Origin of the sequence: Mesorhizobium sp. M6A.T.Ce.TU.002.03.1.1, from assembly GCF_003997275.1 — a bacterium.
In the GTDB taxonomy this organism is placed as follows: domain Bacteria; phylum Pseudomonadota; class Alphaproteobacteria; order Rhizobiales; family Rhizobiaceae; genus Mesorhizobium; species Mesorhizobium mediterraneum.
Genome location: NZ_RZTI01000090.1, coordinates 1 through 25013, shown reverse-complemented (window position 1 = coordinate 25013; position 25013 = coordinate 1). Strand labels below are relative to the sequence as shown.

Here is a 25013-nt window from a genome sequence, read left to right as displayed (position 1 = left end):
GCACGAAGGGCGACCAACGCAGCATCCGCAGCTTCTCGCCGTCTTCGGGCTTGTACGTCAACCCCTCCTGGGCAAAGGCGGAAGAGCCGACGAACCGGCTTCCCAAGGCTCCCGCCGCCACGCCGGCGGTCGTGCGGATCACGTCACGTCTGGTGAATTTCATGCTCGTTTCCTCCTGTTATTCGTTGCCGTGGTTCTTACTGTTCGCTGCGCGTCTTGAATCGCTTTCCGGTCTCGCCGTGGAAGAGATGGATTAGGCCGGGCTCGGCCGTGAGGCGTATGGTCTCGCCCGGCGCGAAGGAGTGGCGCTCCCGGAAATTCGCGACGATCTCTTCGCCGCCAGCCGTCCGGCCGATGAGCTGCAATTCGGACCCTGTCGGCTCGACCACCGCGACCGTCACCGGAATGCCCCTGTCGTCGGACAGCCGCAAATGCTCGGGCCGTATTCCCAGCACCACCGGCTCGCCACTGCCGATGGACAGTGCTGTGGCCAATGGGACTGAAATCCCGCCGGAGCCGCGAAACGACGGTGAGCCGCCATCGGTTGTGATTTCGCCCCGCAGCATGTTCATGGCGGGCGAGCCGATAAAACTGGCGACAAAGATATTATCCGGCCGGTCGTAGAGTTCCAACGGCGGCCCGATCTGCTCGACGATGCCGTCATGCATGACCACGATCTTGTCGGCCATGGTCATGGCCTCGATCTGGTCATGGGTGACATAGACGGTCGTGGTCTTCAGGCGCTGGTGCAATTCCTTGATCTCGGCGCGCATCTGCACCCTGAGCTTGGCGTCGAGATTGGACAGCGGCTCGTCGAACAGGAAGACCGCCGGATCGCGCACGATCGCCCGGCCCATGGCGACGCGCTGGCGCTGGCCGCCGGAAAGCTGCCGGGGATAGCGTGCCAGCAACGGCACCAGTCCCAGGATTTCGGCGGCGCGCTGGACGCTAGCACTACTCTCGGCTTTCGCGACGCCCTTGAGCATGAGCGAGAACGCCATGTTCTCTGCGACGGTCATGTGCGGGTAGAGCGCGTAGTTCTGGAAGACCATGGCGACGTCGCGTTCTTTTGGCGCAACGTTGTTGACGACACGCTCGCCAATCGCGATCTGGCCGCGCGAAATCTTTTCCAGGCCGGCAATCATCCTGAGAAGCGTTGATTTTCCGCAGCCCGACGGTCCGACCAGCGTGACGAACTCGCCATCGTCTATATCCACGCTGACGCCGTGGAGAATCTCGACGGTTCCAAATGATTTGTAGACATCGCCAATCGCGACAGACGCCATCGATTTCCTCCCGAATGCTTCCTGCGACGTCTTCGAAGGAAACCGCTTTCCTAACTGGCCCGCGGCAGCTCCCAAGCTCCTCCCTGGTCACGCGCGATGATGAACGGTAGCGCTACCAGACCGCCCTGTAAAGCGGCTGCGTGGCAAGCGCTCTTCTTCGTCGCACCTGATCGTGAGCGTTCCCAACGGGACTGAGATTCGTCATGTCCGGGATCGGAGCAAGAGAATAACTTGCCAAGCCCCAGCTCCCAAAACCGGAGGTGCGAGAAGCCATCAGCAACGACGCCAGCCTAATCGGAAACTTCGGTTTGCGGCCGGTCCCGGCCATCGGCGAGCTCGTCGTGCCATTTGCCGTCGGCGTCCTCGTACTGGATGCCGTCCGTGGTGCCGGCGACCTGCTGTTCGGCCGAAGCGATCTCGGCGGCGCGCAGCGCGTCCTCGTGAGTAGGAAACGTTTCCGAGAATGTCGCGCCGACCTTGTAGGCCCAGCCCCCGTCATGTTCGACGATCTTGTAGGTCAGCTTCGCCATGAAATCCTCCGGTGGAAAAAGCTCCGTCTGCTCAATGCAGTTTGTCTTCGGGCAGTTTGCGTTCGGGCAGCTTGCCGTCGGACAATCTCTCGTCGGGAACCAGCACGTCCGATTCCTTCGCGGCCTCGACCAATGCCCGGCGCGCATCCGCTGTCGAACGATAACCCTCCAGCACTTTTAGGCAAGTGTCGAGAGCATCGCGATGCCGAGGACCACGATTGAGTGGCCAGACCGTCATCAGGCACTCCGCTGCTTCCTGGGTGCTACGGATCTCACGGTATTTGCCGACATGGCCAAGCTCGACCACGACCGGCTTTTCAAAAGGCTTGTTGTCCATCATCGCCGGCAACGCGGAGCGACCGATTTGGTTGCAACGCCTCGGCGCAAAGGTCTCAAGTGCCGCGATTAATGGGGCCGCGGTCATTGGGGCCGCAGCCAGTGGAAACGGGACGGTCAGCCCGCCGCCTTCATCCAGTGCCGCATCGTCGTCACCGAGCGGGCAAGCTGCGGCGCCGGGTGGATCTTCTCGCCGAATGTGGCCGCGGCGCGCCACGCCCAGCGCGGGTCGGCCAGGAAGGCGCGGGCCAGAGCCACCATGTCGGCACGGCCTTCGGCGACGATCGCCTCGGCCTGCTTCGGATCGTCGATCAGGCCGACGGCCCGCGTCGGGATGCCAGCGCCCTTGCGCACGGCTTCCGCCAGGTGCACCTGGTAGCCCGGGCCTGTCGGCAGCTTCTGCAGCGGCGAATTGCCGCCGCTCGAGCAGCAGAGATAAGCGACGCCCTCCGCCTTCAGCGCCTTGACCACTTCGATCGCGTCCTCGACATCGAAGCCGCCATCGACCCACTCCTTGACCGACAGACGCGCCCCAAGCATCAGCTTGGGGACGGCTTTTCTCACCGCCTTTGCGATCTCGACGACAAAACGCATGCGGTTTTCCAGCGAGCCGCCCCAGCGGTCGGTGCGCTGGTTGGAAAGCGGCGACAGGAACTGGAAGATCAGATAGCCATGGGCTGCGTGCAATTCGATGAAGTCGAAACCGGCACGTTCGGCCCGCCTTGCCGCATCAGTGAAGCGTTCGATGATGTGCAGGATCTCCTCATCCTCCAGCGCCCGCGGCACCTGCCAGCCCGTGTCGTAAGCTATTGCCGAGGCAGACACGATCGGCCACGGGTCCTGATCGGCCTTCAGCGGTCCGCCGCCTTCCCACGGTTTCTGGTTAGAAGCCTTGCGGCCTGCATGGGCAAGCTGCGTGCCGAACCTGGTGCCGGGGGCGGCGACGCGCTTGGCGGCATCCAGCGCGCGCCGGGCGGCTGCCTCGTTGTCGTCGGAATAAAGGCCGAGGCAGCCATGCGAGATGCGGCCGCGCCGCTCGACGTCGGTCATCTCGACGGTGACCATGCCGGCGCCGGACATCGCCAGGTTCATCCAGTGGTACAGGTGCCAGTCGCTGGCGGACCCGTCATCGGCGGAATACTGGCACATCGGCGCCACCGCGATGCGGTTGGGAAAGGTGAGGCCGTGAAGCGTGATCGGCTGGAAAAGGGATGTGGTCATCAAAAAACTCCGGGGAGGGGCTGCCGCTATTTAGGCAGTGGATTGCGCCTGCGCCATACACGAGGCGGTGAAGCGCACCTCTGGACCAATGGCTGCCGGGATTGCGCAAAGGCCGGTTCGCGGTTAGCGCATGACCCCGAAAATCAATTCCGATTTTCGGAAAGGATCATGCGCAGATCAAAAGTGCTACAGCGTCCTTTGCGCGTCCAAGAGGACGCGCGGCGCTGTAGTCCTCGCCACCGACAGCACGGAGTCCGTCATGGAAGATCGCATTCGCATCCGTTCGGAGGAAATCCTTTCCGACGACTGGGCCGTCCTGAAAAAGACCGTCCTCGATTATCGCCGGCGTGACGGGCAATGGGAGACGCAGATCCGCCAGACCTACGATCGCGGCGACGGGGCGGTGATCCTGCCTTACGATCCCGAGCGCTCGACGGTTCTGCTCGTGCGGCAGTTCCGCTACCCGGCCTACGTCACCGGCCACCGCGAGCCGCTGATCGAGGCCTGCGCCGGCCTGCTCGATGAACACGATCCGGAAACCTGCATCCGCAAGGAGGCGGAAGAGGAACTGGGCTACCGGCTGAAGGACGTTGAACGGCTGTTTGCGCCCTATATGAGCCCTGGCAGCGTGACCGAGCGGCTTTGGTTCTTCATCGCGCGCTACTCGCCCGCCGACCGCATCTCGGACGGCGGCGGCGCGCCGGAAGAAGGCGAGGACATCGAGGTTCTGGAAATGCCGCTCGATGAGGCTTTGGCCGGCATTTACGACGGCCGCATTATCGATGCCAAGACGATCATCCTGATCCAGCATCTGAAGCTGAACCTGATCCGGGCCTGACCCGTGCCGGAATCTGGGTGCAGCGAAGGGGCGCGGCAAACATGAGCGCCGGAAAGCTGGGTTCGCTGAAGCGGGTTGGCGCGATGGCGCTGCTGCTGGTCCTGAATGTCGCGCTGCTGGTCAGCTACCGGCGCCTGACCCAGCGTTTCTCCGAAAGGATGCGGCATCTGCCCAGTTTTGCTGCCCCGGCGACCTTCACGGAAAAGATCCATTGGCGCAAGATTTTCGACGACGATCCGCGGTTTGCGATTGTGCTCGACAAGCTGAAAGCCAAGGAATTCGTCCGGGATCGGCTTCCCTGGCTGCTTGTCCCGGCGGTGCTGTGGCGCGGCGACGACCCGCGCGAAATCCCCTTTGACGAATTGACGATTCCATACATCGTCAAATGCAATCACGGCTGCAACATGAATGCCGTCGTTCCGGACCCCGCAACCGCCGATCGGGACGCGATCATTGCCGAGATGTCCAGGCACCTCGCCGAGACCTATGGCAGCCGCAAGCTGGAGCGCGGCTATGCCCACATCAAGCCGCAGGTTTTCGTCGAGACGCTGATCGGCAAGGATCATGACTATCAGCCCATCGACTACAAGTTCAACGTGATTGCCGGCCGTGTCGCCTTTGTCGTGGTCACGTCTTTCCGCTCGACGGTGCGGAAGACGGCACTTTTCGATCGCGACTGGCGCCGGCTGGCAGTCGTCCAGGGCGGCATCGACGCGTCGCTGGAAATTGCCCGGCCGCAAAGCTTTTCGCGCATGGTCGAGGCTGCCGAGATACTGGGCGGCGAATTCGACATGATGCGAGTCGATTTCTACGAAGACGGCGGAGAGCCGGTGTTCGGCGAGTTCACGATCTATCCCCGCAGCGGCCTGCAGCAATTCGAGCCGCCGGCTTTCGATCGTGAACTGGGCGCGTGCTGGGATATTGCGGCGTCCGGCTATCTGAGCCGCCCGTCGAGCAGGTTTGCGCGCCGCTACAGGGCCGTGCTTGTCGCTGCCGGCCGCATCTGAAACAGAGCGACGGTCTCTTCGCGGTCCAAATCCACGGCACGAGGCGGCGGGCGAATTTATCGGCGAGAGAAATCCGTGTAGGAGAGAAACCCGCATCGCATCGCCGGCTTCGGTCGGCCGGGACCCCTCGGTCATTCCGAATTCAGGGTTCGCTTTGGCCGACGTAGCGATGCACGAGCTCTTTCCAATCGGGATGATGGGTCACCGTCAGCACGGCGCGGTTGATGTCCTCCATGAGCGGGCTGCCGCTTGGAATGGCGATCGCGTAGTCGCGGACCGCCAGGGTTTGCGGCAGGATAAGCAAGTCGTTCCACTGGTATTCCTGGATCATGTGTCCAAGGATGGCGCGCTCCACCACCAGCGCCTCCACTTCACCGCGCTTGAGCGCCTTGCTGGCCTGGATCAGGAAAGGGTAGGTCTGCACCTTCAGGCCCTGCGCCTTAGTCCACAACTCGCCGGCTGTACCCGCCACTGTTCCCACACGGGCTCGCGGCAAGTCTTCGGGACCGTCAACGCTGCTCTTAAGCCGGCCAACGACCAAAGACGAGGCGAGCGTCGCCGAAAAGGTGGCGATGCAGAAAATGCTGGTGAACATCCAGACAAGAGCGATGGCGCGGCCGCGCCAGGTGATCGGCGTCTTGTCGCCATAGCCGGTCGTCGTCATCGTCACGGCGGCCCACCAGATGCCATCGCCAATGCCCTGCATCATGCGGGGATCGAAATGGCCGGGATTGCGGCGTCGCTCGATCAGCCACAACGACGTGCCGACAAGCAGCAGTAGACCCACGAGGCCGCCGATTGGAACAAGCAACTGCCAGGTAAACAGCCTGCGCAGGGTCGCCAGGATACCGGCGGTTGGCTCGCTGCGCACCGCGACACCAACGCCCGCGGCGAAGTAGGCATGCGAGAAATCGAAGCGCGCCTCACCGTCCGTCGTGACCGGCATGGCGGCGACCACCAGATCGATTTGGCGGGTCTGCAAGGCCTGGACCATGGCATCGGGATCATAGTCGAACTCGCGGAATTCATAGCCAAGGTTCAATTGCGAGGCCACTTTTTGCCAGAGCTCGATGCTCAGGCCGCTCCATACGCCATCATCGCCGCGCGATGCAAAGGGTGGCACCCGCATCGTGCCGACGACGAGCTTGCGTACGCGGAAATCCTCGACCCGCGGCTCGGCGAGCGCCGGCATGGAGAATGCCCAGGCGAGCACGCCGACCGCCAAACCGACGACCCGGCGCGCGCTCATGGCTCGCCCGCCGCGATCTCGACATAGCCGGCGCGCTTCACCAAGGCCTGTCCGGCGGGGCCGGTGCAGTACGCGATGAACGAGGCGGCTAGTCCCGACGGCGTCCCCGGATTGATCAAAAGCAAGGCGCGTGTCAGCGGGTAGCTGCCTGACCACACCGTATCGGCGCTCGGCAAGACCGAGGAAGATTGGCTGCGTATGGCCAGGACATGGACGAGGTCCGAGGCATTGCGGAGCGCTCCGAGGCCGGTGTATCCGATAGCATTCGGCTGCGCGGAGACCTCGGCGACAATGGCCTCGTTTGTTGGCAATTCCTTTGCCACACCCTCCCTTTGTCCTTTCAATACCCGCTCGGCGAACACCTCCTCGGTTCCAGACCCTTTGGCGCGGGCAAGTGGTTGGATCTCGCCGGGGCCGCCGCTGAGCTCCCGCCATTGCGATAAATCTCCGGACCAGATGGCGCGGAGCTGATCGACATCGATTTCGCGCAGCGGGTTGGTTCGGTGCACGACGATAGCAACGCCGTCCAGCGCCAGCTCGAACTGCGTCAGATCGATACCTTTCGCGGTTGCGAACCCAATCTCCTTCGGCGACAGTGGCCGTGAGATCATGCCGATATCGATCATGCCGTGGAGCAGCGCTGCCATACCGTCGCCGGAGCCGCCGCCGCGCACGATGATGTCGGCCTCGGGATTGTCGGCCATGAATGCCTCGGCGCAGACCGTGACGACCGGCCGCATCGTTTCGGAACCCATTATTTGCAGTGAACCGCCAGTAACCGGCCCGGAGACCAGTACAGAAGCCGGCCCAGAGCCCGGCATTGCCCGGCTGCCGTAGAAATACCAGGCGGCCAACGCAACGATGATGGCTGTCGCAATGGACGATGCCGCGACCCACGCGACACTCGGTCTCGTATTGATTGGCGGTTCCAGTCTTTGCCCCCGATCAGCGAAATGTGGTCGCGTATTCGGAAACTGCACCGGGACAGGTGTCAGTTTGGTGACATAGAGCCAGGCTGGCTCTTGTTTGCCTCCGACCAGCCCAGTTGGGGTCGCCAGCCGCGGGCCGTTCAATGAGAAATTCGCTGGTCGGCGCGCGATGTCGCTCACAACAGGCCGGCCGCCATCACATTCCAAACGGTCCGGGCACTGCCGGCTCGCGAAGCCATAAATACAATCTGGTGCGGACGCCGGGAATCGAACCCGGATAGCCGTAGCTGAGGGATTTTAAGTCCCTTGCGTCTACCAATTCCGCCACGTCCGCAGGCCAGTCCTTTTCAGACGCCAGCCAAAGGCCGTCAAGCCATCTTCTGCCATCGCTGAAACCTGGTACAAAAAACCCGCCTTGACGGCGGGCCGTTGGCGCAATCAGCACCGCGCCCACATAGCTGCCGTCACCGAGCCAGCTCCAACCACCCACAGAGATTCAAACAAGATCGCTGGAACTATTTCGCAGCGGCTGAGTTTCGGACTAAAGTTACTGGAACCCCGAACATGGCAGAGTTTGACACAGGACGAGGGAAGTCTGTTGCCAAGGCCGTACGGCAATTGATCCGTTCCGAAGATAATCGCCGGCATTTACACGACGTGCTAAATCTGGCTGTCGACCTCCGGCTGCCCAGCACTCTTGCCCCATTACTTGAGGCGCTTGATCAGACTGGACGGGAATCATTTCCGCAATGCCGTAGGCCAAACGAGCGGTGACCGGGTAAAACGCGCTAAATCTTCTCCTCTATCCATGCTCCACCCCCATGGCTCAACGCTACGACATTGAGAAGACACCTGAAGGCACCTGGGACATCATTGATGTGTTCACTGGCCTGCCGGTTGTCGAGGTGGGCGTCCCCTTGATCGACATGCCCATCGAAGAGGCCGACGATCTGGTCGACCTTCTCAACTGCCGCGACAGGGAACAGCGGGAGGATACTTAACGGCCGGCGCCGAAACAAAAAACCCGCCTCGGCGGCGGGTCGTTGGCGCAAATCAGCACCATGCCGATAGCATAACTGCCGTCACAAAGCAACGAATCGCGACCTCGCAACGAAACGCGAGAATCACGATCGATGTGAAGGCCGAGGAGCGCTCAAGCAATCCGCTGATCTCGCTGGTCAAAATCCGCGCGGCTTGGCACAGTCGGGAAAACAGGAGTCCCTTCATGGCGAAGACCGCGCGTGCGACGAAACCAAAACCCTGGGCCGAGGTGTCGACGCATCTGGTCGACGTGGCGATGGGCAGGCGGCCCGCCGATCTCGTCATCCGCAATGGGCGCTGGGTCAACGTTCACTCCGGCGAGATCATCGCCGGCACCGACATTGCCATTGCCGGCGGCCGCTTCGCCTATTGCGGGCCGAATGCCGGTCACGCTATCGGGCAGGGCACCAAGGTGGTCGACGCCGGCGGGCGCTATCTGGTGCCGGGCCTTTGCGACGCGCACATGCATGTCGAGAGCGGCATGGTGACGGTGACGGAGTTCTGCCGCGCGGTTATCCCGCATGGCACCACCTCGATGTTCATCGACCCGCATGAAATCGCCAACGTGCTCGGCCTGCCGGGCGTGCGGCTGATGCATGACGAGGCCGTCGCCATGCCGATCAACGTGCATGTGCAGATGCCGTCCTGCGTGCCCTCCGCACCGGGGCTGGAGCATGCCGGCGCCGAGTTGACGGTCGCCGATGTCACCGAGGCGATGACCTGGGAAAACGTCATCGGGCTTGGCGAGGTGATGAATTTTCCCGGTGTCGCGGCCAACGATCCGGTGATGTCGGGCGAGATCGCCGCGACGGTGAGGGCGGGCAAGACCGTCGGCGGCCATTACGCCTCGCGCGATCTCGGCCTGCCGTTCCACGGCTATGTCGCCGGCGGACCCGAGGACGACCATGAAGGCACGCGCGCCGAGGACGCGATCGCCCGCGTCCGCCAGGGCATGAAGGCGATGCTGAGGCTGGGCTCCGCCTGGTACGACGTCGCCTCGCAGATCAAGGCGGTGACGGAGAGCGGGCTCGACCCGCGCAACTTCATCCTGTGCACCGACGACAGCCATTCCGGCACGCTTGTCCATGAAGGCCATATGGACCGGGTGGTCCGGCACGCCATCAGCCAGGGGTTGAAGCCGGTGACGGCGATCCAGATGGCGACGCTCAACACCGCCCAGCATTTCAAGCTGGAGCGCGAGTTGGGCTCGATCGCGCCGGGGCGGCTCGCCGATCTGCTGATCGTCTCCGATCTGGCCGCGATGACCATCGACGAGGTCTATGGCCGCGGCGTCAGGCTGGCCAAGGGCGGCAAGCTCGAAATCGACATTCCGGCCTATGACTATCCGAAGACGGCGAAGAACACCGTCAAGCTCGGCAAGAAGCTCAAACCGGGGGATTTCGACATCGTGGCGCCCATGGGCGCCAACGAGGTGCGGGTGCGGGTCATCGGCGTGATCGAGAACCAGGCGCCGACGCGGGCTCTCGAGGCCGATCTTCCGGTGGAGGACGGGCTGGTCGCCATGGACCGTCGCAACGACGTTTGCCAGATCGCGGTGGTCGAGCGCCACCGGGGCACCGGCGGCGTCACCAATGCCTTCGTCTCCGGCTTCGGCTATATGGCCGACTGCGCCATGGCCTCCAGCGTGGCGCATGATGCGCACCACATCATCGTCGTCGGCACCTCCAAGCAGGACATGGCACTGGCGGTCAACCGGCTGGGCGAGGTCGGCGGTGGAGTCGTGCTGTTCTCCAAGGGCAAGGAACTGGCACTGGTCGAAATGCCGATCGCCGGGCTGATGTCGGACGAGCGCGCCGAAATCGTGGCAGTCAAGGCCGACATGCTCACCGAGGCGATGCGCAAGATGGGCTGTTCGCTGAACAACGCCTACATGCAGCACTCGCTGCTGGCGCTGGTCGTCATCCCGGAACTGAGGATTTCCGATGTCGGCCTGATCGACGTGACGACGTTCCAGAAGGTTGATCTGTTCGTTTAGGGTTGCTGCGGTGTAGAACCTTTGATGCCGGCAGGACAGAGGGGGGCGCGAAGGATCGCTACTTATATTCCGAACTAGCTCAGCCGCCGCTCATCCGCCGGTGGCGATGGTCAGCACCCTGAACGGGGTGGTGATGACGATCTCGGCGACGGAGCCGACGGCCTTGCCGATGCCTTGGCCGAGATTGTCGATCGGCTGCGCCGGATTGGCTTCTTCCGATGCCAGGCCGGCCGGCGCGCGCAGCCGGTCGCCGAGCAACTGCACCAAAAACGGGTTGTCGGCGAATTTGGCGTGGTTCAGGCGGTCGCCGCCTTTGGTCTTGGTGAGGTCGACCACCGAAACGCCATAGCTGGCGAGGTCGGCCGCATCGCCATAGTCGCCGACGCGCGGCTTATCGCCGGAGATCAGCGAGGAGAGTCTGAGGGCGCGATCGTCGCCCGAAAGCAGGATGGCGAACGGCTTGTCGGGCTTGCCGTAGCGGATCATCTGCTTCTTGAAGACATCGACATCGATATCGGGTGAGGCAAGGATGACATAGCCAAGCTTGTCGCTGAGATCGCGGTCGCCGGTGATGGCAAGCTGGCGCAGCGCCTCCATCGTCACCCAGGTGCCCATCGAATGGGCGATGATGTCGATGCTCTTGACCTTCGTCTTGGCCAGCATGCGCAGCGTCTCTTCGAGATCGTCGCGCGCGGCGTTGGCGCTTTCCTTGTCGTAGATATAGCCCGTGGTCTTGCCGCTCGACGCCCATGAGAACAGCACCGGCGTGCCGGGATATTTCGTATCGTGCGCAATCTGCGTCAACCGGTAGACGCCGTCGTCGAAACCGTTGTTGAAGCCATGCACGAAAACCAGCGCGCGGTCGCCGCGCATGGCGATGTCGGCGCCGACCGCCTTGGCGAATTGCGGGGCGCCTTCATAGAAGGCGACATTCGTTGCGGTGAAATCCTTCGCTGGATTGCTGTTTGCGGAGCCTTTGACGCGCTCGATTGCGCCAAGCTGATGGACCTTCGGAACCGTTACCTCGACCCGGGCAAAGCTGGTGGTCAGCGAGCGATTGCCATCGAACACCTGCCGCGGATCTTTCGTGGCTTTCTCGCGGGTGGTGGCGACGAAGATCTCATGCGTGGCCGCGATGTCGGAGGCAGGCACCGTCACAGCCGTCGTGTTGAGAAGGTCGTGTGTCTTCCGGCCGGCGCAGCCGGTAACAGCGAGCGCCAGCGCAACGACGAGAAAAATCTTCGAACGCACGGTCACGCAGGCTCCCGAAGGGACGTCAACCGTATGACGTCTTTGGTTTCGATAGAGCCAGAGGCCGGCCTGGTCCAGTTGAAAGCGATCCGATGGTGGCGCAATCGTGTATCACGAAAGCCTGCGGAACAGGGCGTGGAACGCACCTCACTGTCCGAGCAGATGGATGCGGTCGGTCACCTCGCGGTCGCTGGCAAATCCGTCGTCCTCGCGCAGCCGCTGGCCGATCATCTTCACCAGTTCGGGGTTGTCGGCGAATTTGGTGTGGTTAAAGCGATCCGATCCCTTGACGCTGGAGAGATCGACGACGCTGACGCCATAGTCGGCGAGGTCGGCCGCGTCCTTGTAGTCGCCGACGCGTGGCCGCGAGCCGGCGATAAGGCCGGAGAGCCGCAGCGCCCGGTCGTCGTCGGACAGGAGCAGGATGAAAGGTTTGTTCGGCTTGCCATAGCGGCGCATCTGGCTCTTGAACACGTCGACATCGATGTCGGGCGATGCCAGTACCACATCGCCGAGCTTGCCGCCGAGATCGCGGTCGCCATTGATGGCGAGCTGGCGCAGCGCTTCCATGGTGACCCAGGTTCCCAGCGAATGGGCGACGATGTCGATGCGCCGCGCGCCGGTCTGCGCGAGCATCCTCAGCGTCACTTCCAACTGATCGCGGGCAGCACTGGCGCTTTCGCGGTCGTAGACATAGTCCCTCGTCTTGGCGCCCGACGCCCAGGAAAACAGCACCGGTGTGCCCGGATAACCGGAATCATGGGCGATCTGGGTGACGCGGTAGACTGCGGCGTCGAAGCCGGTGTTGTAGCCATGGACGAAGACCATGACGCGGCCGCCGCGTGCGGCGATGTCGGCGCTGAGCGCGCTGGAGAATTTCGGCGCGGTGTCGTAGCCGACGACCTCGGAGGCCATGAAGTATTTGGCCGGGTCGTTCGACTTGCCGCGCGAGCGCCGCTCGATTTGGCCGGTTTCGTGGCTTCCCGGCACGGTGACGTTGAGGCGGGCATAGTTCAGCGTGGCCGAGCGCTCGCGGTCGAAGACCTTGCTGGGGTCGTCGGAGCGCTTGCGCGTCGTGGCGATGAAGATCGAGTGGTTGCCGGCAATTTCCGTCACCGGCGCGGACACAATGGCGCTGCCGAGCAGTTCCTCGGTTTGCCGGCCGCCGCAGCCGGCAACAAGCAAGGCAAGCGCAATGATACAAATCTTCTTCAACTCTGAAATTCCACTCCGGCCGAAAGGCCTATCCAACCTCCGCGAACCTTCCCGGACAGTCGAAGTGCGGCAGAAGTAAGTCATGTCCGGCCGAAATGCGCTCAGCGGCTGGCGACGGCCATCGCACTGTTGCGCGAAAGCCAGAACGGCGGCAGGAAGGCCGGGATGTTGGAGAAGGGCAGCACCTCCGGCCTGAGACGGATGCCGAGCACTTCCGTCATGAAGGCGCGCCGCGCCTCGATGCGGCGCCAGGCTTCGGGGTGACGCGCGGCGATTTCCTCGCGCAGGGCCTGGTCGGCCAGCGCGATGCCGTCCTCGATATTGGTGGTGAAATAATCCGTCCCGGTTGCCGGAATGATGTCGACCTGCAGCGCCATGCCCGACTTCAGCGTGATGTCGGAGCCGGCGAAGATCGGCGAATGCATCCATTCGTCGATGTGGACGAGGTGGCCGGGATTGAGCGAGACGCCGAAGAACGGATCGCCGATGCGGTCATGCACGGCTTTCCACAGGGCGCCGCCGCTGACGCCGATGCCGACGGTCTCGTACCAGTCGACGACGGCAGCGAAATAGGGCGCGACCAGTCTTTCGACGTAGTCGCTTATGTCGGGCGGAAGCTCGGTTGCGTCCTCGACCAGGAAACCGGCGCGGGCATTGAGCGAACCGTGGAGGCCATAGGCCATGGTGACCGGATCGCCGCGCTTGATGACGTCGAGGCGGGGGCTTGGCAGGCCATAGGGCGCGCGCTTGCCGGCCGACAGCATGAGGTGGCAGCATTGCGGCAGGCCGTTGATGCCCATCAGCCGCGCCGCCTGCAACTCGGTCATGCCGGGTTCGATGCCTTGCAGAACGTTGCGCAGGCCTTGCGACGAATAGGTCGCGGCGAATTCGAAGGACGCGAGCTGGTCGGCCTCATTGATCGCGCGCAGGCCGTCTGCCGGGTTCATCAAAAGGTTCGCCGCATTCACCACTGTGTGCTTGTCGCCGGCAAGCGTGCGCAGCGTGTCGGCGATGAAGGAGGGCAGATCGAGAGTTGTTTCACCAAAACCGGCGTCGCCGGGACCGAACGGTTTCCAGCCAATGGCGCCGATGCGCTGGCCGGCTTTCAGGCCGCAGTCGGCAAAGATGTCGAGGAGCGCCGGCGAGCGGTCGCGGGGCTGCGCCGGCAGCGAGAACGTCTGGTAGAGGACACGTTCGTAAGGTCCATCGCAGATCTCGGCATAGCCCCAGCCCTCGTTGCCGACGAGGAGTTTCGGCTGTTTGTCGGGAACGATGACCAGCAGCGTTTCCTCGAAACGCGGATCGTAGCCCGTGAGATAGGCGACATTGGCCGCGTGCTCGCGGTCGCCATACACGACGAAAGCGTCGAAGCCGGCCTTGCTGCCGCGCGCCACCAGTGCCCCGATGCGTGCCTCGTAGGTGGTGCGCGCAACGAGCGGCATCACCGTCGGCTCGCCGAATTCCGGCAGCGACATGGTTTTCAGGGCAACCGATGCGACGGGCATGAACAAACGCCTCCAAGTGCTTGCAAGGATTCTGGGAATACCCCGTGACGGGGCGCATGAACCGGCCGGACAATGGCTTCGCGGGATTGGATATGCAATAGGCTGGGATCAAACGCACGCGCTGTGTGCTAGGTTTGCGACCACCGCGTGGCGGCAAACCAAATGCACGCTACCGATAGCCGACATGCGACCCGGGGTGATCTTGCCATGACCAGTTTTTCCTCCCGCGTCGCTGCTGCCGCTGCCGCGATCCGCCAGATTTTCCCGGAGACGCCGCTGCAGGAAAACGACTATCTGTCGAAGAAGACCGGAGCGCGCGTGCTGCTGAAGCGCGAGGACCTGTCGCCGGTGCGCTCCTACAAGATCAGGGGCGCCTTCAATTTCTTCCGCAAGGCGCTCGACGCCGGCAACGATGCCGAGCTGTTCGTTTGCGCTTCCGCCGGCAACCATGCGCAGGGCTTTGCCTTCGTCTGCCGCCATTTCGGCAAAAAGGGTGTGGTGTTCATGCCGGTGACGACGCCGCAGCAGAAGATCGACAAGACGCGGCTGTTCGGTGGCGAATTCGTCGAGATCAGGCTGGTCGGTGACTTTTTCGATGACTGCTACCGCGCCGCGTTGGAGTTCACCGAAAACTCAGGCGCGCACATGGTGCCGCCGTTCGATCATAAGGACATCATCGAGGGGCAGGCGACCGTCGCCTACGAGATATCAGGCCAGATGCCGGGCGCCCGCATGCCGGACATTGTCATGCTGCCGGTCGGCGGCGGCGGTCTGGCCGCGGGCGTCACGCATTATTTCGCCGATCAGCGCCGCGACACGCGCTTCGTCTTCTGCGAGCCGGCCGGCGCGCCGAGCCTGCGCGAGAGCCTCACCGCCGGAAAGCGCATCAAGCTCGCCAAGGTCGACAATTTCGTCGATGGCGCGGCGGTGGCCGAGATCGGCCGTGAACCGTTGCGGCATCTCAGGGAATTTGCCACTGAGGCCGTGCGGCTGATCCCGGAAAACCGGCTCTGCGCGACCATGATCGAGATGCTGAACGTCGAAGGCGTGGTGCTGGAGCCAGCCGGCGCACTGGCGATCGACGCGCTCAAGGATTTCTCGAAAAAGGAGATCAGGGGCAAGACTATCGTGGCGGTGGTTTCGGGCGGGAATTTCGACTTCGAGCGGCTGCCGGATGTGAAGGAAAGGGCGCTGCGTTTCGAGGGGCTGAAGAAGTACTTCATCATCCGCTTTCCGCAGCGCCCGGGCGCGCTGCGCGATTTCCTCGAATTGCTCGGACCTGACGACGACATCGCCCGCTTCGAATATCTGAAAAAATCGGCGCGCAATTTCGGTTCGGTGCTGATCGGCATCGAAACCAAGGACCGCCGCAATTTCGAGCTGCTCAACGCGAATTTCGAGGCCGAGGGCGTCCAGTATCAGGACATCACCGACAACGAGACGCTGGCTGGCTTCATCATATGAGCGCCCGAATATGAGTGCCCCGAATATGAGTGCCCAAGCGAAAATCTTCGTAGTGTTGTTTTCCGGCATCAATGTCGGCGGCAACCGCATCGTCAGGATGGCCGAACTCCGGTCGTTCTTCGAGGAGCTCGGCTTTCGCGACGTCGCCACCTATGTGCAGAGCGGCAACGTCGTGTTTCGCTCGGCAAAGGGTGATGCCGCCACTCTGAGCAGACAGCTTGAAGCGGCCTTCGAGAAGAAATGGGGATTTTATTCGCGCATTATGGTGCGCGATCTCGGTTGGTTCGAGCGGCTGGCGGCGGAAAATCCCTACCCGGAGGTCGCCGGGGAGCCGACGAAACTTCACGCCTATGCGCTGGAGCGCGCGCCGACACCTGAGGAGACGGCCCGTCTTTCGGAGAAATGCACGGGTCCCGAACGGTTCGAGATCAGGGGCGACGTGCTTTATCTGCATGCACCGGAAGGTCTCGGCAAATCGGTGTTTGCCAATCTCATCCCGCGCACGCTGAAAGTGCCCGCCACCGCGCGCAACTGGCGCACGGTGCTGGCGCTGCTGGAGTTGGCTGGGAGAAGTGGCTGAACGTGGTCGCCTACGCTGCCGAAGCCCTCTTCCAATCGAACGCCAGCTCTTCGCGGAAAGCGAAGCGTTTGATGTGATCGGCGACGACCGTTTCCAGGCGCTCCAGCGAGCCGGCCTCGTCAGCAGCTACCGTGATGTGGAGCGCTGCCGCATCGGCGTCCAGAACCGTGTGGCCTAGCGTGAGATCGATTGTCCCGTGGTTCGGATCGAACTCGACGGGAAACTTGTGCGCCCAGTGCTTGCAGAGCTGCTGCAGATAGCGGCTCGCATGTCCGGTAGCGACATCGACATGGCTGGTCGGCATGAATGGATTTCTCCTGAAGCAAGCGCGCATCTTTTGGATGCGCCAATTTCGGAAGCAGGCGCGATGGCCGGACAGATAGGCGCGATCTTGAGAAACGCCATAAAATCTCAGCTAGGTCGTACCCGCTCTCGATCTTGTGATTGGCTACCAGCTTCCTGTGTTCGCCATCGACGCCCAGGGCTCGGCCTTGGCCTTTGCGGGGCCTTTCTGCAAAAGCTCGATCGAGATGCCGTCCGGCGATTTGATGAAGGCCATGTTGCCGTCGCGCGGCGGCCGGTTGATGGTGACGCCGTTGTCCATCAGTTGCTGGCAGGTGGCGTAGATGTCGTCGACCTCGTAGGCGAGGTGGCCGAAATTGCGACCGCCCTTGTAGTCTTCAGGATCCCAATTGTAGGTGAGCTCGATCAGCGGCGCCTTTTCGGCGATGCCGCTTTGCTCGTCTTCGGAAGCGGCGAGGAAGATCAGCGTGAAGCGCCCCTGTTCGTTTTCGTGGCGGCGCACTTCCTTGAGGCCAAGCTTGTTGCAGTAGAAATCGAGCGATGCATCGATGTCGGCGACACGGACCATGGTGTGCAGGTAGCGCATGTGATTTTCCTCGAAATGTTGCGTTGCGGCGGAACATAGGGGCCACCCGGCCAAAGGGCAATTGCCGATAGCCGGCCGCGCCGGCAAACAACAAATCCGGTATTCCTGCAAATCAACCGTGAAAAAAGGCACGTCAGGTCTTGCACAGACCGGAAGCGGCAGTGTTAATCTAACATCAAGAATCAGTTGCGGTATTCTTGGAAAAAGGGGGGCGTTCTTATGGGGGAAAAGGCCTCTTTCATGGGGCGGGACGGAACCGGTAACGACGCCTTGCGAAGGGACGAAAGCGGCGATGCCGCTGATCTTGTCGAGGTTGCGGGCGCCATCAAATGGTTCGATGTGGCCAAGGGTTACGGTTTCATTCTTCCCGATGACGGCTCTTCCGGCGATATTCTCCTCCATGTGACATGTCTTCGAAAGGACGGTTTCCAGACCGCCTTGGAAGGCGCGCGCGTCGTCTGCCTCGTCAAGCATGGTGAGCGCGGATTGCAGGCGTTCCGTGTGCTCTCCATGGATGTCACCACGGCGGTCCATCCCGCGGAAATGCAGGATCAGCGCACCCACGTCTCGGTGACGCCGGAAAGCGGCCTCGAGCGGGCGCTGGTGAAATGGTTCAACCGCACCAAGGGGTTCGGTTTCCTGACCCGGGGCGAAGGCACCGAGGACATTTTCGTCCATATGGAGACGCTGCGCCGCTACGGCATTACCGAGCTCAGGCCGGGGCAGGTCGTGCTGGTCCGCTTCGGGCGCGGCGACAAAGGCCTTATGGCTGCCGAAATTCACCCGGATATGGGTACCTTGCCGGTCTCGCACTAAGGTCCCGTCCCGATCGAATCGGGATGCGACCTGGTGCTTTTTGCTTGACCATGATCTTTTCCGAACTGCAGGTCAGCGCAGCAAAAACCGGGTTCCACTTTTTGGGATCATGGTCTAGGACGATGTCCGGCCGAGGATTTCGAATGACCCACAGGAACTGGCTGACAACGGGCGTCGTTTGCGCAGCGATCGCCTTTGTCGTCGCCACAGGCGCTTTCTTCCATTCGCAGCAACCGGCTTTGGCGGACAGTCGGGCGATGATCCTTGCCGTCGACCCGCAGCCGCTGGTCGCGGTGACGAAAGGCGGCGAACGCTCTTTCTCGATCGAAATCGCCGACACCTCCGCCGAGCGCGAGGCCGGCCTGATGTTTCGCGAGGAGATGGCCGACGACCATGGCATGCTGTTCGTGTTCGAGGAGCCTCGGGATGTCAGCTTCTGGATGAAGAACACGCCGATGCCACTCGACCTGATCTTCGTCGGTCAGGACGGCAAGGTCCGGGCGATCAAGCAAGGCGAGCCGCAATCCGAAGCGATGATCTCGCCCGGCGAGCCGGTTCGCTTCGTGCTCGAGCTCAAGGCGGGCACCGCCGCGAGGGGCGGCATCGAGGACGGCGATTTGTTGCGCCACCCGGCAATCGGCACTGCGCACAACTGAACGCGCAGGATCCGTCGCAGATGCAGTTTTTCTCCCATGACGGTTTTGACCTCGCCTTCCTCGATCGCCAGCCGGCATCGGGGCAGGGCGATCCGGTGCTCATGATCCATGGCTTTGCCTCGACCCACTACGTCAATTGGGTGTCGCCCGGTTGGTTCAAGGCGCTGAACGATGCCGGCTACCGCGCCATCGCCTTCGACAATCGCGGCCATGGTGCCTCGTCGAAGAGCTATGAAGAGGCCGATTACACGCCCGCAAAAATGGCTTCCGATGGGGCAGCGTTGCTGAATCATCTCGGCGTCGAACGCGCCCATGTCATGGGTTATTCGATGGGTGCGCGGGTGTCGGCGTTCCTGGCGCTTTCCGACCCTGACAAGGTGGCGACGCTGGTCTTCGGCGGTCTCGGCATCGGCATGATCGACGGCGTCGGCGATTGGGATCCGATCGCCGCCGCCCTTCTGGCCGAAGATCCCGATACCACCAGCCATCCGCGCGGCCGTTCGTTTCGCGCCTTCGCCGACCAGACCCGCAGCGACCGCCGCGCGCTGGCCGCCTGCATTGCCACCTCGCGGGAATTGCTGGCCGAGGCCGACATTGCGCGCATTGCCCAGCCGACATTGATTGCCGTCGGCACCAAGGACGACATCGGCGGTTCGCCCGACGAACTGGCCGCCTTGATGCCGAACGCCAAGGCTTTTCACATCGAGGGCCGCGACCACATGCTGGCCGTCGGCGACAAGACTTTCAAGCAGCGGGTGCTGGAGTTCTATGCCGAAAATCCGCTGTGAGCACAAAGCCGATCTGTAGTGATCCTTCGCGCCCCCCTCTGTCCTGCCAGAATCAACGGTTCCGCACCGCGGCAGCGCTCACGCCCCAAGCGCCTTGAGCGAGCGCGCCATGTTTTGCCGAGCCTGAGCCTCGAACCGCTGCCGGAATTCCTCGGTGTGAAAAATATGCGGACGGGCGAGGAAACTCTTCAGCACAGCACTGCGGCCGGCACGCCACATCGGCTCTTCCACCCAGCCATATTCGCGGCGAACCGCCTGTTCATAGGCGTCGAAGGCATCAGGCGTCGCACCCAGGATCGCCAGGTCCATGTCGAGGAACAGCGCTGCGTCGCGGGCGGCATTCTCGTCGCTAAAGCGCGGCAATTCATGCGTGGCGGTGGCGATGATCATCGCCGTGATGCGGCCGAGGCGCTGCGCATCCGTGCGGCCGGAGAGCTTTTTCTCGGCAAGGGCGGCACTTTTGGCTTCGTTGTCCTTGGCTCGGCTGTCATAGATGGCATCGTGGAACCAGATCGCCGCCTCGACCGCCTCGGGGTCGTGCAGGGATGCCCGATAGTGCCCGGCCAGCGCCAGCATCGCCTCGATATGGGCAAGGCTGTGATAGTGGCGGCCTTCGGCCCGGTAGAGCGCGGAAAGCTCGCGCTTCAGCGGCGCTTCGATCAAGGGTTCGTTTTCCATGGCCGCTTGAATTTCCGTGAACCAAATCCATTTGACAAAGCACTAAGGAAAATTGAGTTCAACCGTGCTATGATCTGGCTTATATGTGCGGCCGGAGAATAGGCAAGCTGCCAAGCCTGAGCCAGTAGATGGCCGGAGATCATTGATGAACAGCGTTACGATTGCCCGCCCCACCATGGTGAAGCCGATCGACCCGATCTGGCGCTCGATCCGCGACGAGGCGATGGAGGCGGTCAACCGCGATCCGCTGCTGGCGGCATTCCTCTATTCGACCATCCTCAACCAGGAAAGCCTGGAGGAAGCGGTCATCCATCGGCTGGCCGAGCGGCTCGCCCATCAGGATATCGGTTCCGATCTCATCCGCCAGACATTCAAGGCGATGGCAGCCGACGACAAGGACTGGGCGTCGACGGTGCGTGTCGACATCCAGGCCTATTACGACCGTGATCCGGCCTGCGACCGCTTCATCATGCCGGTGCTCTATTTCAAGGGTTTTCACGCCATCCAGACCCACCGGCTGGCGCATTGGCTGTGGAATCAAGGCCGTCAGGACTTCGCGCTCTACCTGCAGAGCCGGTCGTCCTCGGTGTTCCAGACCGACATCAACCCGGCCGCTCGCATCGGCAAAGGCATCTTCCTCGACCACGCCACCGGCCTCGTCGTCGGCCAGACGGCGGTGATCGAGGACGACGTGTCGATCTTGCACGGCGTGACGCTGGGCGGCACCGGCAAGGCCGGCGGCGACCGCCATCCCAAGATCCGCTACGGCGTGCTGATTGGCGCCGGCGCCAAGATCCTCGGCAATATCGAAGTCGGCCATTGCTCGAAGATCGCGGCGGGCTCGGTGGTGCTGTCGCCGGTGCCGCACAACAAGACGGTTGCCGGCGTGCCGGCCCGCGTCGTCGGCGAGACCGGCTGCGACCAGCCTTCGCGGCAGATGGATCAGCTTTTGCCGTCGCAGACGATGGACCACGTCGTCAGCTTCGATATCTGATTTCAAGTCCGCAGGGCGGGCAACCGAACTCCGTTTGCCGGCTCTGCCGCCTGTCGGTTCTCGCATATCCGGTCGGCTCGCCTTTACATCGCCATTGTCGACGTGCCAGAAGCGCGCTCAAACGAGCAAGACCGACGATCGGAGAAGACTGTTGAAGCCGGACGAAATCAGAAAGCTGGACGCCTATTTCAAGCGCGTCTTCCAGAACCCCAAGCTTGAAGTGAAGGCGCGGCCGCGCAAGGACGATTCGGCCGAGGTCTATGTCGGCGACGAATTCCTCGGCATCGTCTTCAAGGACGAGGACGACGGCGACTATAATTTCTCGATGGCGATCCTCGACATCGACCTGGCCTGAGCCGGGAGTTTGCGGTTGGCGGCAGGCACCCCGGGTTCGTCATCCCTGGGCGGAGAGGGGTTTTTGCCAATCTCCGCCGTTTGCGATTTTCCACCAAAGCGCGTCGCATAAATTCCTTTCAGACACAACGCGTTAGCGTCCGGTCCTCAGGAAACGCGTGGCCTCGGCGGCGATGGCTGCATCGAGCACCTGCCAGTCCGCCAGAAAGTCTTTGGGAAAACGGTAGGTGAGGCTGAGCTTGTCGCCGACCAGGATGTCGCGTTCGCAGGGCGCCAGCGATTGCGCAGCACTTGGGCCGCTCAGGCAGCGGGCCACGAACGGGTCCTTGCCCCGGCGGTTGCCGACCGCCAGCACCTCGTTGAGATAGCCTGATTTTTCGGTGAAGCCGTAGAGTGTGGTGCCGCCCGGGCCGGGCGTGCCGGGTTGGGCGATCAGGGCGCTGTAGATCGGCGTGAAGCGGCCGCTCATGTCGCGCGACATTATCTGCCGTTCGAGCGACAGGAAAATGATGTTCTTGCTCGATCCGGTGTTGTTGAAATCGTCCCGGGCAGCCTCGCTGTAGCCGTCCATCTCGGGATAGCGCAGATAGAGGTCGAGGCGCGAGGCGATGCCGTCGCGCCGGGCCTGGTCGAAGCGGACGACATTGGCCGGCACGGCGATGACGTTGTTGCCGATCACGACCTCGTGGGTTGTCGTGTCGTCGGTGTATCCGGCCATGGCGATCGAGCGGCCGAACCATTTGCCGCCAAGGCTGATCGCCACCGAAAGCACTGCCAGCGCCGCGAACACGTAGAACACCCGCCTCATCAGCTTGGAATCGACGACGGTGAGTTGCGGGCCGTTGGCGGTGGCTGCCTGCTTCATCGCGATCCCCTGTATCGGCCGCCTGTCCCAAGATGTCCCCTTGGGTGTTCCCCTTTGGGTGTCCTCAAGCGGCACATGTGGCGCGGCACGGCTCTTGCAACGCGCCTGTCGACACGACTGTGCGATTTCATGGTAAATGGAAGGTAAAGATGGGTCCGGTCGAACACACTCTCTTCGGTTTTATGGTTGGGCTGACGGCGTGCGGCCTGGTTGGATCGGCAATGGAGCTGGTATCAGGCCGCCGGCTTGCCTTCGTCGAGCCTTATGTGTCGCCAAAGCATATGCTGCGCTCGTTGGTCGCGACGGCATGCGCCGGGCCCCTGATGTTTGCCAACGACGCCCTGGACGCCTGGCGGGAAGGCCGCATTTCGGCACTGGCGCTGATCTCCTGCGGCTGCACTGCGACGATCTGGGCGTTGGCTTTGGGCATAGCGCTGATCGATATATTGCATCCCGGGCCGGCACGCTTTTAGGCTCTGCGAACGTTTAGTGCATGTCGCGCAAAAGCATGCCCCTGGGCTTGACCCAAGGGTGTGCAGCGGTTTTGCGATGACGACATGCAAAGCTTAGTGTGAGACGATTCGGAGGCGAAAAATGCCGCTCTATGCGATCGACGGAAAGGCCCCCGGCTTCGAGGACGCGGACAGCAACTGGATCGCGCCCGACGCCACCCTGATCGGCGATATCAGGGTCGGCCGCAACGCCGGCTTCTGGTTCGGCGTCGTCATCCGCGGCGACAACGAGCCGATCGTCATCGGCGCCGACACCAATGTGCAGGAACACACGGTCATGCACACCGATGTCGGTTTTCCCCTGACCATCGGGCAAGGCTGCACGATCGGCCACCGCGCCTTGTTGCATGGCTGCACGATCGGCGACAACAGCCTGATCGGCATGGGCGCCATCGTGCTGAACGGCGCGAAAATCGGCAAGAATTCGCTGGTCGGCGCCGGCGCGCTGGTCACTGAGGGCAAGGAATTCCCCGACAATTCGCTGATTATCGGCTCGCCCGCTCGTTTGGTGCGAGCGCTGGACGATGCTGCGGTTGCCGGGCTGCGCGCTTCGGCCGCGCATTATGTGGCCAACGGCAAATGCTTCAAGGCGGGACTGAAGAAGGCCTGAGGCCAGCCTTCGGCTATATGGTTCACCGGCATCGTCGCCCAACTCACCGTCCATTGGGGCCGCGCCTGATCATCGCATCGCGCAAAAACGAAGCGCCGGCTTCAAAGCCGGCATTGTCGGCGTCCTCGAGGGCTGTCGTATAGTCGTCGATGCGGGTTTCGAGCGATGGGTTGGCGCCCGCCGCCAACAGCAGGCGGATGGCATCGACGCTACGGATGGCGACCGCATAGTGAAGCGGCGTCCAGTCGTTTACGCCCCGCATGTTGAGGTCTGCGCCACCATCGATCAGGATTCGGACGATTTCCAGTCTGTCAGCCCGGTCGGTGGACAGTGCCGCAATGATTGCCGGAAAACCGCCATGGTGGTGATAGTTCGGGTCCGAGCCCGCATCCAGTAAGGTCGAGATGAAAGCAGTGGGGCTCCAATAGATCGCATATTCCAGTGGATGCCCAAGGCCGAGTTCAAAAGGCATCTGCTCGTCGAACCAGCAGGGTGAGCCGCCGAGGGCCACACCGAGGGCCTCGAAGTCGCCCGCCTTGAACGCGTCGTCGATGGCCTTGAACAGGCGGTGGCGCTCGCATCGATCTTCCGGGATTTCCAACATCGCAGCGATCCGGAGGTTGAATTGATGGTTCATACTGCATCGGTCAATTGCCCTTGGAAAGCTGGCTCTAGCCAAGAGTTTCTGGCTCTGTTCCGACGTCCGTAGCGGCCGTGGCCTTCCGATGGATCGTCTGACGCTGCATCATTTCAACAAGTGGTGACACGCGAGCGGATGCCATTTCCAGGCCGTTATTCGCTTTCGGACGTGCCGCTGGTACGTGGCCGGCGATAGCACTTTACCCATTCGATGCCGGGTTTGATTGCAAAACTTGCACGCCGCAACAAGGTTCTCTGGTCTGTCCTCGCCGCCGTCCATCCGGGGTTTCAGATGTTCCGCGGTGCAGCGGAAGCGGTTGAGCGATCTTACAGGGAGATGATAACGCTCTGAAAACAGCGTCGGGTCTCCATCCCACATCTGAAAACCGCAGTAGAAGCATCGCCAATTTTGCTTCTTGGCCTGCACGGTTCGGAGTTTTGTTAGTTTGTTTGAATTGTTCATTTGACACATCCTTTTGCTTCATCAACATGAAGCGGATGTGCAGCAACCTGTAAGCGATTGCCCCTTATTCAGGAGGGATAGCCCTCGCACTAGACGGCACCCGTAAGAGTGCCACTCCGCAGTATTACAGCGGTAGATGCCGAATTTGAGATCGGCATCCATACAGTCACCAATGACGGCTCCCAGACGAACTAGAGAACGTCTCCACAATTCTTTCAATACGTCAAAATGTGGCGACGCTCAAGTCGAGTTCTCCTATCGGGGCTTCCGGTCTCCCCCGAAAGGTGGAGCCGGCCCGGGG

Annotated in this window: 27 protein-coding genes and 1 tRNA gene; 13 read left to right on the top strand and 15 right to left on the bottom strand. The window is 62.3% G+C overall.

The genetic code is table 11. The features are described from left to right. Positions 1-197: 197 nt before the first annotated feature. The 4 genes from ugpC to EOC93_RS23195 form a co-directional block, all read right to left on the bottom strand. Positions 198-1286, bottom strand: coding sequence for a sn-glycerol-3-phosphate ABC transporter ATP-binding protein UgpC (gene ugpC / locus EOC93_RS23210; RefSeq protein ID WP_126106770.1), 1089 nt, complete (start codon positions 1284-1286; stop codon positions 198-200). Positions 1287-1576: 290 nt separating this feature from the next. Beyond that, the gene (locus EOC93_RS23205) at positions 1577-1816 is read right to left on the bottom strand and encodes a DUF2188 domain-containing protein (protein WP_095489524.1); all 240 of its coding nucleotides are present in this window, start codon (positions 1814-1816) and stop codon (positions 1577-1579) included. Positions 1817-1847: 31 nt separating this feature from the next. Further along, complete coding sequence (locus tag EOC93_RS23200) at positions 1848-2156, bottom strand: DUF982 domain-containing protein (RefSeq protein ID WP_095489523.1); 309 nt, start codon at positions 2154-2156, stop codon at positions 1848-1850. A gap of 113 nt (positions 2157-2269) precedes the next feature. Beyond that, positions 2270-3373, bottom strand: a complete 1104-nt coding sequence (locus EOC93_RS23195; protein ID WP_127205773.1) for an NADH:flavin oxidoreductase/NADH oxidase — start codon at positions 3371-3373, stop codon at positions 2270-2272. A gap of 259 nt (positions 3374-3632) precedes the next feature. On the opposite strand from EOC93_RS23195, the gene EOC93_RS23190 reads away from it, so the two are divergent. Together EOC93_RS23190 and EOC93_RS23185 are read left to right on the top strand one after the other, a co-directional pair. After that, positions 3633-4211, top strand: a complete 579-nt coding sequence (locus EOC93_RS23190; RefSeq protein WP_095489674.1) for an NUDIX domain-containing protein — start codon at positions 3633-3635, stop codon at positions 4209-4211. 41 nt (positions 4212-4252) lie between these two features. Further along, complete coding sequence (locus EOC93_RS23185) at positions 4253-5218, top strand: ATP-grasp fold amidoligase family protein (RefSeq protein ID WP_095489521.1); 966 nt, start codon at positions 4253-4255, stop codon at positions 5216-5218. A gap of 142 nt (positions 5219-5360) precedes the next feature. On the opposite strand, the gene EOC93_RS23180 is transcribed toward EOC93_RS23185, so the two are convergent. From EOC93_RS23180 to EOC93_RS23170, 3 genes are all read right to left on the bottom strand, one after another. Then, positions 5361-6467: a transporter substrate-binding domain-containing protein gene (locus EOC93_RS23180; RefSeq protein ID WP_095489520.1), complete on the bottom strand. Its 1107-nt coding sequence runs from the start codon at positions 6465-6467 to the stop codon at positions 5361-5363. Beyond that, the gene (locus tag EOC93_RS23175) at positions 6464-7288 is read right to left on the bottom strand and encodes a phosphate ABC transporter substrate-binding protein (RefSeq protein ID WP_126106767.1); all 825 of its coding nucleotides are present in this window, start codon (positions 7286-7288) and stop codon (positions 6464-6466) included. Before EOC93_RS23175 ends, EOC93_RS23180 begins: the two co-directional genes overlap by 4 nt. A gap of 357 nt (positions 7289-7645) precedes the next feature. Further along, positions 7646-7730: transfer RNA gene (locus EOC93_RS23170), tRNA-Leu, on the bottom strand. 487 nt (positions 7731-8217) lie between these two features. Between EOC93_RS23170 and EOC93_RS23165 the strand changes: the two genes are divergently transcribed. Together EOC93_RS23165 and ade are read left to right on the top strand one after the other, a co-directional pair. Then, positions 8218-8397: a hypothetical protein gene (locus tag EOC93_RS23165; protein WP_095489518.1), complete on the top strand. Its 180-nt coding sequence runs from the start codon at positions 8218-8220 to the stop codon at positions 8395-8397. Positions 8398-8621: 224 nt separating this feature from the next. Further along, complete coding sequence (gene ade, locus EOC93_RS23160) at positions 8622-10433, top strand: adenine deaminase (RefSeq protein WP_095489673.1); 1812 nt, start codon at positions 8622-8624, stop codon at positions 10431-10433. 90 nt (positions 10434-10523) lie between these two features. Here ade and EOC93_RS23155 read toward each other — a convergent pair whose 3' ends face one another. The 3 genes from EOC93_RS23155 to EOC93_RS23145 form a co-directional block, all read right to left on the bottom strand. Then, on the bottom strand, positions 10524-11690 hold the full coding sequence (locus EOC93_RS23155; protein ID WP_095489517.1) for an alpha/beta hydrolase: 1167 nt from the start codon (positions 11688-11690) through the stop codon (positions 10524-10526). A 141-nt stretch (positions 11691-11831) separates the two neighbouring features. Then, on the bottom strand, positions 11832-12899 hold the full coding sequence (locus EOC93_RS23150; RefSeq protein WP_095489516.1) for an alpha/beta hydrolase: 1068 nt from the start codon (positions 12897-12899) through the stop codon (positions 11832-11834). 101 nt (positions 12900-13000) lie between these two features. Next, complete coding sequence (locus EOC93_RS23145) at positions 13001-14404, bottom strand: aminopeptidase P family N-terminal domain-containing protein (protein ID WP_095489672.1); 1404 nt, start codon at positions 14402-14404, stop codon at positions 13001-13003. A 207-nt stretch (positions 14405-14611) separates the two neighbouring features. Between EOC93_RS23145 and ilvA the strand changes: the two genes are divergently transcribed. Both ilvA and EOC93_RS23135 read left to right on the top strand, forming a co-directional pair. Then, positions 14612-15868 carry a threonine ammonia-lyase IlvA gene (ilvA, locus tag EOC93_RS23140; RefSeq protein ID WP_126106765.1) on the top strand — a complete coding sequence of 419 codons (1257 nt, stop codon included), beginning with the start codon at positions 14612-14614 and terminating at the stop codon, positions 15866-15868. Positions 15869-15893: 25 nt separating this feature from the next. Further along, complete coding sequence (locus EOC93_RS23135) at positions 15894-16448, top strand: DUF1697 domain-containing protein (RefSeq protein ID WP_095489514.1); 555 nt, start codon at positions 15894-15896, stop codon at positions 16446-16448. 10 nt (positions 16449-16458) lie between these two features. On the opposite strand, the gene EOC93_RS23130 is transcribed toward EOC93_RS23135, so the two are convergent. Beyond that, on the bottom strand, positions 16459-16752 hold the full coding sequence (locus EOC93_RS23130) for a DUF2218 domain-containing protein (protein WP_095489513.1): 294 nt from the start codon (positions 16750-16752) through the stop codon (positions 16459-16461). A gap of 144 nt (positions 16753-16896) precedes the next feature. Continuing rightward, complete coding sequence (gene gloA, locus EOC93_RS23125) at positions 16897-17337, bottom strand: lactoylglutathione lyase (protein ID WP_095489512.1); 441 nt, start codon at positions 17335-17337, stop codon at positions 16897-16899. Between the two features lie 240 nt (positions 17338-17577). Between gloA and EOC93_RS23120 the strand changes: the two genes are divergently transcribed. From EOC93_RS23120 to EOC93_RS23110, 3 genes are all read left to right on the top strand, one after another. Next, the gene (locus EOC93_RS23120; RefSeq protein ID WP_185928364.1) at positions 17578-18153 is read left to right on the top strand and encodes a cold-shock protein; all 576 of its coding nucleotides are present in this window, start codon (positions 17578-17580) and stop codon (positions 18151-18153) included. 143 nt (positions 18154-18296) lie between these two features. Then, positions 18297-18809, top strand: a complete 513-nt coding sequence (locus EOC93_RS23115) for a DUF192 domain-containing protein (protein ID WP_126106764.1) — start codon at positions 18297-18299, stop codon at positions 18807-18809. Between the two features lie 20 nt (positions 18810-18829). Then, positions 18830-19597, top strand: coding sequence for an alpha/beta hydrolase (locus EOC93_RS23110; protein WP_164547221.1), 768 nt, complete (start codon positions 18830-18832; stop codon positions 19595-19597). Between the two features lie 78 nt (positions 19598-19675). Here the strand turns inward: EOC93_RS23110 and EOC93_RS23105 are convergent, their stop codons facing one another. Beyond that, positions 19676-20275, bottom strand: a complete 600-nt coding sequence (locus EOC93_RS23105) for a hypothetical protein (RefSeq protein ID WP_095489509.1) — start codon at positions 20273-20275, stop codon at positions 19676-19678. Between the two features lie 145 nt (positions 20276-20420). On the opposite strand from EOC93_RS23105, the gene cysE reads away from it, so the two are divergent. Both cysE and EOC93_RS23095 read left to right on the top strand, forming a co-directional pair. Further along, positions 20421-21269: a serine O-acetyltransferase gene (cysE, locus tag EOC93_RS23100; RefSeq protein WP_095489508.1), complete on the top strand. Its 849-nt coding sequence runs from the start codon at positions 20421-20423 to the stop codon at positions 21267-21269. 151 nt (positions 21270-21420) lie between these two features. After that, a complete protein-coding gene (locus tag EOC93_RS23095) occupies positions 21421-21624 on the top strand; it encodes a DUF3126 family protein (protein WP_013531334.1) in 204 nt (67 codons plus the stop codon). 132 nt (positions 21625-21756) lie between these two features. Here the strand turns inward: EOC93_RS23095 and EOC93_RS23090 are convergent, their stop codons facing one another. Beyond that, entirely contained in the window at positions 21757-22488 is a 732-nt protein-coding gene (locus EOC93_RS23090) for a hypothetical protein (RefSeq protein ID WP_095489507.1), read from the bottom strand. 149 nt (positions 22489-22637) lie between these two features. Between EOC93_RS23090 and EOC93_RS23085 the strand changes: the two genes are divergently transcribed. Continuing rightward, on the top strand, positions 22638-22961 hold the full coding sequence (locus tag EOC93_RS23085; RefSeq protein ID WP_164759244.1) for a hypothetical protein: 324 nt from the start codon (positions 22638-22640) through the stop codon (positions 22959-22961). Positions 22962-23082: 121 nt separating this feature from the next. Continuing rightward, positions 23083-23610, top strand: a complete 528-nt coding sequence (locus tag EOC93_RS23080) for a gamma carbonic anhydrase family protein (RefSeq protein ID WP_095489506.1) — start codon at positions 23083-23085, stop codon at positions 23608-23610. Between the two features lie 43 nt (positions 23611-23653). On the opposite strand, the gene EOC93_RS23075 is transcribed toward EOC93_RS23080, so the two are convergent. Continuing rightward, positions 23654-24214 carry an ankyrin repeat domain-containing protein gene (locus EOC93_RS23075; protein WP_164759243.1) on the bottom strand — a complete coding sequence of 187 codons (561 nt, stop codon included), beginning with the start codon at positions 24212-24214 and terminating at the stop codon, positions 23654-23656. Positions 24215-25013 lie beyond the last annotated feature (799 nt).